The organism is Nocardia thraciensis, assembly GCF_054782435.1.
Map to the genome: position 1 here is coordinate 128,341 of NZ_BAAGSM010000028.1, position 12,811 is coordinate 141,151.

9 protein-coding genes are annotated in these 12,811 nt (G+C 71.0%); 5 read left to right on the forward strand and 4 right to left on the reverse strand.

Annotated features, from left to right (window positions below):
- Positions 1-44: 44 nt before the first annotated feature.
- The 5 genes from ACYVLQ_RS19115 (at position 45) to ACYVLQ_RS19135 (ending at position 6,727) form a co-directional block, all read left to right on the forward strand.
- On the forward strand, positions 45-806 hold the full coding sequence (locus ACYVLQ_RS19115) for a histidine phosphatase family protein (protein WP_460698845.1): 762 nt from the start codon (positions 45-47) through the stop codon (positions 804-806).
- A 24-nt stretch (positions 807-830) separates the two neighbouring features.
- Positions 831-1,418: a DUF3090 domain-containing protein gene (locus tag ACYVLQ_RS19120; RefSeq protein WP_460698846.1), complete on the forward strand. Its 588-nt coding sequence runs from the start codon at positions 831-833 to the stop codon at positions 1,416-1,418.
- 4 nt (positions 1,419-1,422) lie between these two features.
- The gene (locus ACYVLQ_RS19125) at positions 1,423-2,268 is read left to right on the forward strand and encodes an SCO1664 family protein (RefSeq protein WP_460698847.1); all 846 of its coding nucleotides are present in this window, start codon (positions 1,423-1,425) and stop codon (positions 2,266-2,268) included.
- A gap of 174 nt (positions 2,269-2,442) precedes the next feature.
- Positions 2,443-3,681, forward strand: a complete 1,239-nt coding sequence (mshC, locus tag ACYVLQ_RS19130) for a cysteine--1-D-myo-inosityl 2-amino-2-deoxy-alpha-D-glucopyranoside ligase (RefSeq protein WP_460698848.1) — start codon at positions 2,443-2,445, stop codon at positions 3,679-3,681.
- 79 nt (positions 3,682-3,760) lie between these two features.
- A complete protein-coding gene (locus tag ACYVLQ_RS19135; RefSeq protein ID WP_460698849.1) occupies positions 3,761-6,727 on the forward strand; it encodes a crotonase/enoyl-CoA hydratase family protein in 2,967 nt (988 codons plus the stop codon).
- Between the two features lie 94 nt (positions 6,728-6,821).
- On the opposite strand, the gene ACYVLQ_RS19140 is transcribed toward ACYVLQ_RS19135, so the two are convergent.
- From ACYVLQ_RS19140 to fadD11, 4 genes are all read right to left on the reverse strand, one after another.
- Positions 6,822-7,931, reverse strand: coding sequence for a hypothetical protein (locus ACYVLQ_RS19140; protein WP_460698850.1), 1,110 nt, complete (start codon positions 7,929-7,931; stop codon positions 6,822-6,824).
- 514 nt (positions 7,932-8,445) lie between these two features.
- A complete protein-coding gene (locus ACYVLQ_RS19145; protein WP_460698851.1) occupies positions 8,446-9,561 on the reverse strand; it encodes a methyltransferase in 1,116 nt (371 codons plus the stop codon).
- A 297-nt stretch (positions 9,562-9,858) separates the two neighbouring features.
- Positions 9,859-10,518, reverse strand: coding sequence for a Pr6Pr family membrane protein (locus tag ACYVLQ_RS19150; protein ID WP_460698852.1), 660 nt, complete (start codon positions 10,516-10,518; stop codon positions 9,859-9,861).
- A 157-nt stretch (positions 10,519-10,675) separates the two neighbouring features.
- A complete protein-coding gene (gene fadD11, locus ACYVLQ_RS19155) occupies positions 10,676-12,490 on the reverse strand; it encodes a fatty acid--CoA ligase FadD11 (protein ID WP_460698853.1) in 1,815 nt (604 codons plus the stop codon).
- Positions 12,491-12,811: the final 321 nt, after the last annotated feature.

Consider the following 12,811-nt stretch of genomic DNA (forward strand, 5'->3'; position numbering starts at 1 on the left):
CGCGCGTCCCCGACCGCCCGGCGCCCCCGACTAGGGTGGATTACATGACGGTGATCCTGTTGCGGCACGGGGTGTCGACCTCCAACACCGCCGCGACCCTGGCCGGGCGCAGTCCGGGCGTCGATCTCACCGACCACGGTCAGGAGCAGGCCCGGCAGGTCGCGGAACGGTTGGCGCGCTTGCCGATCGAGCACATCGTGCATTCGCCGCTGCTGCGCTGCGTGCGCACGGTGGCGCCGCTGGCCGACAAGCTGGGTCTCGAACCGGAGCCCGAACCGCGGCTGCTCGAGGTCGATTACGGCGAGTGGACCGGGCGCAAGCTGTCGGAGCTGGTGACCGAGCCGCTGTGGAAGGTGGTGCAGCGGCACGCCTCCGGTGCGGTGTTCCCGGCCGGGGAGGGTTTGGCGCAGGTGCAGTATCGTGCCGTGGCCGCCGTCCGCGACCACGACCGCGCCCTGGCCGAGCGGCACGGGCACGACGTGCTGTGGGTGGCCTGCACGCACGGCGACGTGATCAAGTCGGTGCTCGCCGACGCGTTCGGGATCCACCTGGACGGGTTCCAGCGCATCATGGTGGAACCCGCATCGATCAGCGTGGTGCGGTACGCCCCGACCGCCCCGCATGTCTGGCGGGTAAACGACACGGGCGCCGATCTGTCCGCGCTGGCGGCAACCGTTGAGCAACGATCAGGTGATCGAGCCGGTCCGGTGCCCGGCGGCGAGATCACGCCCGCCGCGCCGACCGGCACATCCGCCGCGGGTACGGATAATGGGAATACGGGACAGCCCGATTCCCGTAGTGAGTAATGCAGTCGGTTTCAGGAGGTGCAGGTGGCCCGAGCAATCCATGTGTTTCGCACCCCCGATCGTTTCGTCGCGGGGACCGTCGGTGAACCGGGCGATCGGGCCTTCTACCTGCAGGCCGTGGAGGAGCCCCGGGTGGTGAGCGTGCTGCTGGAGAAGCAGCAGGTGAAGGTGCTCGCCGACCGGATGGGGTTGCTGCTGGACGAGGTGGCGCGCCGGTTCGGCGCCGAGGTGCCCCCGCAGGCGGCCGAGGTCAACGACACCGACCCGCTCCAGATGCCCCTCGATGCCGAGTTCCGGGTCGGCACAATGGGTCTGGGCTGGGACGCCGACGCGGGCGCGGTGGTGGTGGAGTTGCTGGCGATCACCGAGACCGAGGTCGACGAGTCGGTGGTGCTCGACGACACCGACGAGGGGCCGGACGCGGTGCGGGTGTTCCTCACCCCGTCGCAGGCCCGCGAGTTCGCGCTGCGCTCGACGAAGGTGATCGCCGCGGGCCGCCCGCCGTGCCCGCTGTGCGGGGAACCGCTGTCGGAGAAGGGGCATATGTGCGTGCGCACCAACGGCTACAAGCGCGGCGACATCTTCGGCGCGGCCGATCTGGACGAGGAATGATCCGGTGAGCAGTGCCGACGGCAGCGCCCGCGACGGGTTCCACGGCGGGGAGCTGTCGGTGATCGGGCGGATCAGCACGGCCAGCAACGTCACCCTGGTGTGCGAGATCGCCGCGGACGGCAGTGTCCGCACCGACGGCAGCGAGACAGTCGATGCGTCCGTGCGCGTGGTGTACAAACCGGTGCGCGGGGAGCGGCCGCTGTGGGATTTCCCGGACGGCACGCTGGCGGGCCGGGAGGTCGCGTCGTTCCGGGTGTCGCAGGCGCTGGGATGGGGGGTGATCCCGGAGACGATTCTGCGCGACGGCCCGTTCGGCCCGGGCATGGTGCAGCGCTGGGTGGAATCGGTCGACCACCACGTCGACCGCGCGGACCGGCTGGACCTGGTGGATCTGGTGGCGGCGGGCGAGGTGCCCGACGGGTTCCGCGAGATCCTGCGCGCGGTCGACGGCACCGGCGCCGAGGTGTCGCTGATCCATGCCGACGACCCGCGGCTGCGGCGCATGGCGGTGCTGGATGTGCTGCTCAACAACGCCGACCGCAAGGGCGGGCATGCGCTCGAAGGTCTGGACGGCGGCGTGTACGGCGTCGATCACGGCATCTGCCTGCACGCCGAGCCGAAGCTGCGGACCGTGCTGTGGGGGTGGGCGGGCGAGCCGGTCTCGGAGGAGTTGCTCACCGATATCGGCGCCTTCGTCAAGGCGCTGCCCGGTGACCTCGGCGCCGATCTGGCCGAACATCTGACCGATGCCGAGATCGAGGCGCTCAGCGCGCGGGCGCGGCGGTTGCTGGACGATCCGGTGATGCCGCTGCCCGAGGTCAGCCGCCCGATCCCGTGGCCCGCGTTCTGACGCGAGTCCGCGTCCCCGGGCCCGCGTTCGGATTTCACGCTGCCTCATTGCAACCGTTGACTTTCGGCATTCGCTGCCTCGTTGCAGGTCGTGCACGGTGGGCGCGGGTGTCGCGGGCCACCGGTGCGCGGGGGCGGCGCGGGCGGGTGTCGATGACACCTTTACTCTCGAATCATGCAGTCCTGGTCCGAAATCTCCGTCCCCGCCGTTCCCGGATCCGGACCGCCGCTGCGGTTGTTCGACACCGCCGACCGGCAGGTGCGCCCGGTGACGCCGGGACCGACCGCCACCCTCTACGTCTGCGGCATCACCCCCTACGACGCCACCCATCTCGGCCACGCGGCCACCTATCTCACTTTCGATCTGGTGAACCGGGTGCTGCGCGACGGCGGCCACGAGGTGCACTACGTGCAGAACGTCACCGACGTCGACGATCCGTTGTTCGAGCGCGCCGACCGGGACGGCATCGACTGGCGGGAGCTGGGCAGCCGGGAGATCGCGCTGTTCCGGGAGGATATGGCGGCGCTGCGGGTGCTGCCGCCGCGCGACTACGTCGGCGCGGTGGAGTCGGTCGGCGAGGTCGTGGAGCTGGTGGACAAGCTACTGGCGTCGGGCGCGGCGTATGTGGTCGACGATCCGCAGTACCCGGACGTGTACTTCCGCTACGACGCGACCGAGCAGTTCGGGTACGAGTCGGGATATGACCGCGCGACCATGGACCGGTTGTTCGCCGAGCGCGGCGGGGACCCGCGGCGGCCGGGTAAGCGGGATCCGATCGATGCGCTGCTGTGGCGGGTGGCGCGGCCGGGTGAGCCGTCGTGGCCCGCTCCGTTCGGCGCGGGCCGCCCGGGCTGGCATGTGGAGTGCGCGGCGATCGCGCTGAACCGGCTGGGCGCCGAATTCGACATTCAGGGCGGCGGCAGCGACCTGATGTACCCGCACCACGAGTATTCGGCCGCGCACGCCGAGGCGCTGGTGGCGGGGCGGCGTTTCGCCCGGCACTACGTGCATGCCGGGCTGATCGCGCTGGACGGGGAGAAGATGTCGAAGTCGCGCGGCAATCTGGTGTTCGTGTCGAAGCTGCGGCGCGGGGAGGTGGATCCGGGCGCGATCCGGCTGGGGCTGTTCGCCGGGCACTACCGGCAGGACCGGGAGTGGAACGATCAGGTGCTCGCCGAGGCGCTGGCGCGGCTGGACCGCTGGCGGCAGGCCACGGCGCTGGCCTCGGCGCCGCCCGCCGACGACACCCTCGCCCGCCTGCGCCAGCATCTCGCCGACGATCTCGACACCCCGAAAGCCCTTGCGGCCGTGGACAGCTGGGCACGGCAGGCGCTGTCCTACGGCGGTTCGGACCGCACCGCGTCCGCGCTGGTATCCGATGCGGTGGACGCGTTGCTGGGCATCCGGCTCTGAGCCTGCGGGAGCCACCCCTCTTTGACTCGGCGAGATAAATGGTCATTAATGGTCTCAGGCTCGACGAGGAGGTTGAACGGTGGCACCTGTGCCTGGGCGCGATCGGATTCGTGCGGTACGCAAGCAGATCCGGGCCGGTGGCGCCCTGCTCGGCGCGGTCCGCCGCGATCCGCGCATCGCCCGCGATCTGATCGCCGGGCTGACCGGCCGCGCGGACACCACACCGGCCCCGCCCGCACCCGCCGAGGACCGGCTCGCCCCGGCGGGGCTGACCGAGTTCGCCAAGACCGCGCACGCCACGCAGGAGATCGCGGCGCCGCGCGACACCGTGGTCGCCTATCTGTCGGATCTGGACCGGCTCGGTGAATGGTTCACCCTGCACTCCGGCTGGCGTGATCAGCCGCCGGGCGCGATGCGGGAGGGATTGACGTTCACGCAGCAGGCGCTGGTCATGGGCCTGCCCGCCGATATCCGGTGGACGGTGGCCGCGGTGAGCGATGCGGGATTCGAGTTGCGCGGTGAGGCGCCGCAGCAGGTGCGGATCGGCTACTGGATCACCGTGGCGGGCACCGGATCGCAGACCACCGTGTACTTCGACGCGGGTGTGGCGGGCCCGCCCATCGAGGGCCCGCTGGGCGGGTCGGTGGCCCGCAGCCTCGGCGACGCGATGCGCGATTCGCTGGCGCAACTGCCCGCCGCGATCGCCGCGGCGGGACCGGTGCGGGCGCGCGCGGCCCGTAAACCCGTGCGCCACACCGCCTCCGGCGTCGACCTGGATCCGAATACGCCGGTGCTGGTGGGCGTGGGGCAGGTGGTGCGGCGCACCCCCGATCCGTCCTACGGCGACCCGGCCGGTCTGGCCGTACAGGCGCTGCGCCGCGCGGGCGCCGACGCCGGGCCCGGCGAGCAGCTGCTGCGGGAGGCGGACGCGGTGTTCGCGGTCGCGTGCACCTCGTGGCAGTACCGCGATCTGGGCGCGGTGGTCGCCGAGCGGCTGGGCGCGCGCGGCGTGGACACGGTGCAGTCCAGTCCGTTCGGCGGCGACGGCGGGCAGCTGGTAATCAACGAGGCGGCCGCGGCGGTGGCCGCGGGCGACTACGAGATCGTGCTGGTCACCGGCGCCGAGGCCGGGGCCACGCAGGCCGCGGCGCAGCGCGCGGGGGTGGCGGTGTCCTGGCCGGAGCAGGGGCCCGAGGTCGCCCCGACCCGCACGGTCGGAGTCGACAAACCGGCCAACAATCCCGCCGAGACCGCGGCGGGGCTGATCGCGCCGATCAACATGTACGCGCTGCTGGAGTCGGCGAACCGGCACCGGCTCGGCCGCGCCCCCGCCGAGCACGACCGCGCGGTCGCCGAGCTGTGGTCGCGGCTGTCGGCCGTTGCCGCCGGCAACGAATACGCTTGGCAGCCACAGGAATTCAGCGCCGACGACATCGCGGCGGTGACGGCGGACAACCGCCTGGTGTCCACGCCGTACACCAAGCTCGAATGCGCCAACCTCACCGTCGACATGGCCAGCGGCATCGTCGTGTGCAGCGCCGCGGCGGCCGCGGCGGCCGGGATCGCGCAGGAGAAGTGGGTTTTCCTGCACGCGGGCGCTTCCGGCCACGACGAATGGTTCACCAGCGAGCGGGCCGAACTGGCCGCTTCCCCGGCGATCCGGACCCTGGGCGCCGCGGCCCTCGAGCACGCCGGGATCGGCGCCGATCAGCTGGCCCACGTCGACCTGTACGCCTGTTTCCCGGTGGCGGTGCAGATCGCCGCGCGGGAGCTGGGGCTGCCCGCCGACGATCCGAAGCGGCCGCTGTCGGTGACCGGCGGCCTCACCTTCGGCGGCGGGCCCGGCAACAATTACGGCGGCCACGCGGTGGCGACGCTGGTCGAGCGGCTGCGCGCCGAACCGCAGACCTACGGCCTGTCGACGTCGCTGGGCTGGTATGTGACCAAGCACGCGCTGGGCGTGTACTCCGCGCAACCGCCGCGCACGGACTTCCGGCATCTGCGCCCGATCATCGACAACCCGCCCGCGCGCCCCGCCCGCGACGCCCACGAGGGACCGGCGGTGGTCGAGGCCTACACCGTCCCCTACGGCCGCGACGGGGAGCCCGAGGCCGCGGTGGTCAGCCTGATCACCCCCGACGGTGCGCGAATCCTGCTGCGCAGCAAGCAATCCGGCCTTATCGACGAACTCACCGGCGGAGATCTGCTGGGGCTGCCGGTGACGGTGAGCGGCGGGCGGATCGAGGTGGCGGGCCGCGAACGCGTGGCGCTGCCCGCCCCGCCCCCGCCGCCGGTGCTGGTGCAGCGGCGCGGCCCGATCACGATCATCACCGTGAACCGGCCGCAGGTCCGCAACGCCATCGATCTCGCCGCCGCGCTGGGCATCGAGCGCGCCCTGAACGCCTTCGACGCCGATCCGGCCGCGCAGGTGGCGATCCTCACCGGCGCGGGCGGATACTTCAGCGCCGGAATGGATCTCAAGGCCGCCGCCCGCGGCGAGGTGCCGATGACCGAGGGCCGCGGACCGCTCGGCATCACCGCGAAACCGCCCCGCAAGCCGCTGATCGCCGCCGTGGAGGGACCGGCGCTGGCCGGTGGCTGCGAGCTGGCGCTGTCGGCGGATCTGGTGGTCGCGGCGACGGATTCGACCTTCGGCATCCCGGAGGTCAAGCGCGGGCTGGTGGCCGTCGGCGGCGGCGTGCTGCGGCTGGCGCAGCGGCTGCCCCGCGCGCTCGCCATGGAACTGGCGCTGACCGGCGACCCGATCACCGCCGCCCGCGCCGCCGAACTCGGCCTGGTCAATCAGCTCGCCGAACCAGGCGGCGCCCTCGACGCGGCCCTGGCGCTGGCCCAGCGGGTGGCGGTGAACGCCCCGCTGAGCATCGCCGCCAGCAAGCGCATCATCGACGAATCCCCCGACTGGCCCACCGACCAGGCCTTCACCCGCCAAGGGGAGATCGCCAGCGGCGCCCTGTCCTCCCAGGACGCGGCCGAGGGCGTCGCGGCCTTCGCCCAGAAACGCGCCCCGGTCTGGACGGGCCGCTGAGCCGCCGATTACGTCACGATGTGAGAAGGTCTCCGTCCCCGAGTGCCGGTCAGTCTCGGGAGCCAGGCGTGCACCTTCGGTGCGCCCTGGGGGATCAGTTCCGCTTGCGTCGGCCGCGGAAGGTGTAGACGCGGCGCGGAAACCCGTCCTCCAGGATCCAGGTGGTGTAGTCCAGGCCGGGACGTTCCGTGTCGACCACGATGCGTCCGGCAGCGGCGAGTTCGGCGAAACCGGCCCTGATCTGGGAGGCGGTCAGTCCGGTGTCGGCGAGCGCTCTTTCCAGCTGGCTCGCCGACAACGCGTAATCGCCGTCGCTGTCGTCGACATCGGCCAGGTCCCACCCCAGCACGTTGTCCAGCCGTGCGATCCGATCGAAGAAATCGCTGCCGGCCGCAGGCCGCGTCAACGCCCCCGCGCGGTCCGCCGTGGCGGTGCGGATCATCTCGATGAGCATGGCGGTGATCATGAACCCGATGATGGGCCCGGCACTACCGGTGATCTGTGCTCTTCCATCCAGCAACATGATCACGACGGCCAGGCTGTTGCAGATCCCGAGCAGCACCCCCCGCCTCAGCACTTCGCGGTGCGTGAGCCGTCGGAGGGTTGCCTGCTGACGAGGCTCGCGCGGATACGCGAGTTCACGAATTCTGCGGGACAGAAGGAAATCCAGCAGGAAGAAGGTGGTGATCAGCAGAAAGACCGACTGTACGGCGTTATCAGTGGTGTACTGCGTGTGCAGCCCGACGCTCATCGTGCACACGAAGCCACCGGCGAATCCGGCACCAGCACGGCCGGCAGCACGGCCGGCGAGTGTCGGCTCGGCCTTGCCGAAGGTCTCCTTGAACTGTTGAATAGCCGGCCAGCACACCCACATGGTCACCCCGATGGCCATGATGACGGCATCGACGGCGAACTTGCCCGCGATCGACCATGCTTCGGGGGCGGGATGTGCCCAGGGAAACCGGTCGCCGACCTCGTGCCCGCCCCCTCCAGCCCACTTCGCCAGCGGCCCGGACAGCAGGTTCTTCGTGAACAGCACCACCGCCAGCAGCCACCACGCCCGGTACAACCGAGGACGCCCGTGCGCGGGGTCACCGTGGATCGCCTTCCACGTAATGACCATGAGGTTGGTAGCCGCCAAGTCGAACGCGACACCACCGACCACGATCAGCACCAGCACCAGGACCCACGACAGTGGCAGCATCGCCACGCAGCCTATCGGTGACGCCCGCCACTGCAAGCCCCGAGAAATCGCGGGCGACACTCCCGCTGGAGGACCGGTCTGCGCCTGCGAGCACGATCCGTTCCCGATTGACGACTGGGTTTGACGACAGATAGAACCGTGAACGGAACGATCCGGAATCGGCGAAGGGACCGCGGACATGGCCGAACTCGTCTACACGCGGGTGTCCACCGACGAGCAGAGCACGGTCCGGCAGACCCACCTGCTCGCTTAGGCCAGGTGGCATCCTGGCTGCACGATGCCGGATTCGTGGTCGAGGCCCAGATGCTGCTCGACCCGGATGCGAAAGCTCAGCAAGCGATTCTCTTCGCACGCAGTAAGTCCTAACCTCTGCACCACGGCCTCACCGGCAGTCAGCTGCGGCTACGCCATATCCGTTGGTTTTTCGGCGGTTACTACCGGAACCCCACCCAGGCTGGCAGGTGTTTCGGACGTCTGGGAGACCCTGGTGGTACAGGTACTGTGAGTGCCGGTGTCATCGGGGAGTGAGGCGCCACAGGCTGACGGTTTCGGCGGATCGGGCGGCGTGCAGGGGGTCGGTCGGGTCGGCGGCGCGGGAGTGGCGGGGTGTCGTGTCGAGGCGGTCGATGACATGCAGGCCCGCGGCATCGATGGCGGCTTCGAGGTCGCCGTGGTGGCGCAGGCCGACTCGTTCGGCGAGGTCGGACAGCACCAGCCAGCCTTCGCCGCCCGGGCGCAGGTGGGCGGCGAGGCCGTCGAGGTAGGAGTGCAGCATGGCGCCGTCGGGGTCGTAGACGCCGTGGTCCAGGGCCGCGACCGGGGCGCCGGGCAGCCACGGCGGGTTGCAGACGATCAGGTCGGCGCGCGGGGCCGGGAACAGGTCGGTGCGGTGGACTTCGACGCGATCGGACAGGCCCAGCCGGTCGAGGTTGTCGCGGGCGCAGGCCACGGCCCGGTCGGACAGGTCCGTGGCGATTACCCGGTCGACGCCGCGCCGGGCCAGCAGCGCGGCCAAGACTCCGGTCCCGGTGCCGAGGTCGGCGGCGAGCGCGGCGCCCGGCGCCAGCGGCGCGCGTGCCACCAGGTCGACGTATTCGCCACGCACGGGCGCGAATACGCCGTAGTGGGGATGGACACGGGCACCCAGGGCGGGCACCTCGACGCCCCGCACCCGCCACTGATGTGCGCCGAGGACGCCGAGCAGTTCGGTCAGCGACACCAGCATCGGGCCGCTGCCGCCGCCGTACGCCTCAAGGCAGGCCTGCCGCACATCCGGCGCGCGGCGCAGATCGAGCGCGTAGTCGGCGTCGAGCAGGACGACCAACCGCGCCAGCACCTGCGCCTGCCGCGCGCGGCCGCGGCGGTAGCGACGGAACTGTTCGGCCGGATCGGCGGCGGGGCTGTGGCGGGTGCGTTCGAGGCGGCGGCGCACGGCCGACAACAGTTGTCGTCCGTTGTGGTAGTCGCCGCGCCACAGCAGCGTCGCCCCGGAGCGGGCGGTGCGCAGCGCGGCGTCGGCGCGCAGGGTGTCGTCGGCGACGACGATGCGGTCGGGTAGAGGTGCGCCGGATTCGGAATGCCAACGGGCGCAACGGTTGCTGTGCTGTTCGGTCCAGTGGACGGTGGACACGACGGGTCTCCTCGCGATCTGCCGGATGGGGGCGAACGCTTCGAGGAGCGGGAACGGTGACCGGCGGTTACCGCCGGGCGTCGGCGCCCGCGTCGAAGCGCGGGCAGCGGTCCCACAGGACCATGCCGAGGGTCATGACGTGCCTTTCATCGAGAGGCCCGAGCCTACCCCGGCCGCGCGACGCGATGCGCACCGCCCCGACGACGAATTCCCGGACCGACCCACCCATCGCTCAGGAGCCGCCGCGGCACCGGACCGGAAGGGCGCCTGGCCCGCCGGGTGATCGATCCACGACGCTCAGGCCACCGGGAGCCCACGGCGGCGCACGCGGTCGCGCACCCACGTACCGGCACGGTCGGCGGCGACCACCGCCACGCCGAGTACCACGAATTCGGCTGTGAGCGTGACGATCTCACCGGCGACACCGCTGTAACCGCGGGCGGTCGGGTCGAGGAACGGGTACGGGTAGCGGTTCGGGAAGTGCGGGAACACCGCGCCGCGCCCCAGGACCATCGCGGCGTATCCGACGGGGAAGCACAGCCACAGCGGCACATCCCGCCACCGCGCGGCGTCGCGCGGGCGCAGCACCAGCCAGTCCACGATCACCAGCGTCGGAGTGACGTAGTGCAGGAAGAAGTTCGACCAGTTGCCGAGCCGATCGGGTCCCGACACCAATCCGGGCAGTGGGCTACTGCCGTGCTCGAGGACGAAATGCGCCACCAGCCCGGTGATGGTGAGGTAGAGGACCACCGCGCCGCGCAGCCGGGGAGCGGGCGCGTCGGCGGTGTCGCGCACCAGCATCCAGTAGACAGCCCCGAGGAAGTAGCCGAGCGCGATCACATTGCTCATCACGGTGAAATAGATCAGCGAACTCGGCCCGGTCACCAACCCCATCGCCGCCGACGCCACGATCAGCCAGCGCCACCACAGCGCCGGTCGGCGCCACACCGTCCTCACACCCGCATCCTGCCTCACCGTTCGAGAACAGCACGCGGCGCCCGGCCGCCGCACTGCGAGACCCCGACCCACGTACGGGCTCGCCATACGGCCACACGCTGTCTCGCACGCACCGCTCCGGCAACGATTGCCACAGGTATGCCGGACGCCTCGAGTCTCACGCCGAGTCGGCGACTGCGACCGGCGGCTCGTGCACGGTGTCGCCGGGCGCGTCGGCGTACAGCCGCTCGATCTCGGCCGCGTACTTGGCGGCGATCGGCTTGCGCCGCAGCTTCATCGTCAGCGTGACCTCCTCGCCGCCCGGCTCCCAGAACACAGGCAGGATCGTGAACCGCTTGATCTGTTCCACGCGTGACAGTTTCGCGTTCCCGGCCGCCACCCCGGCGCCGATCGCCGCGATCACGCCCGGGTCGGCGGCCAGCGCGGCGGGGGAGGCGTCGGGCAGTCCGCGCTGAGCGGCGTAATGTCCGGCGGATTCGGCGTCGAGCACCACCAGCGCGGTGTTGTACGGGCGCGCGTCGCCGATGGTGGCCAGCGCCCCGATCAGCGGCGCCGCCGCCTTGACGGCGTTCTCGATATTGGCGGGCGACATGTTCTTGCCCGCGGCGTTGATGATCAGTTCCTTCTTGCGGTCCACCACCCGCAGATAGCCGTCGTCATCGATGGTCACCACGTCGCCGGTGTGCAGCCAGCCCTCGGGGTCCAGGGCGTCGGCGGTCTTCTCCGGTTCCCGCCGATACCCGCGCATCACCAGCGCGCCGCGGACCAGCAGTTCCCCGTCCTCGGCGATCTTGCCCTCCAGTCCGGGCAGCAGCCGCCCGACCGTGCCCAGCCGCGCCTGGCCGGGCGGGCTGACGCTGGCCACGCACGTCAGTTCCGACATGCCCCACACCTCCGAGATCGGGATGCCGAGCCCGAAGAAGAATCCCAGCGTCTCCGGCGGGATGGGCGCAGCCCCCGACAACGCCCACTTCAGTTGGTCCAGCCCGATTTTCGCGCGCAACGCCGACAGCACCCGCTCGTCGGCGCGCGCCCACTCCGCCGCCAGCTCCGCATCCATCGGCTCGCCCGCCAGCTGTGCGGCCGCCTTGCGCGCGGCCACCCCCAGCGCCCAGTCCAGCGCGGACCGTCGCGCCGGATCGGTCTCCGCGGCCACCGAGAACTCGATGGCGGCCTTGAACTTCTCCCACACCCGCGGCACCGCGCCCCAGATGGTAGGACGCACGTCGACCAGCGCCGCGGGCAACCGCGCCCGATCAGGCACCGCCGTGATCTGGACGCCGAAGTATTCGTGCAGATACAGCGCGGTCAGGCGGTCGGCCATATGCGCGGTGGGCAGGTACGACGTCTGCCGGTCACCGAATGCCACCGGCATCACCGACGCGTAGGAGTAGACCTCGGCGGCCAGATTGGCGTGGGTCAGCTCCACCCCCTTCGGGTTGCCGGTGGTGCCGGAGGTGTAGCAGAGGGTGACGATGTCGTCCGCGCGCACCGCCCGCCAGCTCGCCTCGAAGTCGAAGTCGCTGCGGCCCAACGCCGTCAGCTGCGCCACGCTCAGCGTCCCCGGCACCGGGCGGTCGACGCAGACGATGGTCCGCATCGGCACCCCGGCCTCCCGCACCACCTCCACGAACTGCGCCTCGCAGATCACCACCTGATTCCCGGCATTGGTGAACACGTAGTTCAGCTGCTCGGCCGACAGGGTGTTGTACACCGAGAACGAGGTGGCGCCCGTATGCTGCACGCCCACCTCGAGCGGGTAGAACTCCACCCGGTTGGCCATCATCGACGCGACCGTGTCCCCGCGCCCGATCCCCAGCGCCGCCAGGCCCGCCGCCACCGCGCGCACCTGATCGGAATACTCGCGCCAGGTCAGCGCGGGCGCGCCGCCGACCGAGCGGACCGCCACGGCCTCCGGCTCGATCGCGGCCACCCGCTGGAAGGCGGCGCAGGAGGTGATCGGGTCGTTCATCGCGGTCTCGCTTCACTGCCGTCGAACTTTCCCAGACGGTATGCCGCCCGGCGCCCGCAGCGGATCGATTCGGCCATTTTCGTTGCGGTCCTGCGTCTTACGCACCGGGACCATTTCGAGAACCCGGCGCGAAGGCGCCATCACGACCACTTGCGGCCACAACCACCCCACCGGTTACACTGTGACAACGATCACGATTGCCAGTGTCAACGCACGTCGTAGCGCATCCGAACGACCCGGCCGCGACCGCAGCCCTGTTTTCGCGAACCCGCATGGGGTACTCCTGGGCTTCGTGCCGGTGTCGTTGCGACCAACCGGTGG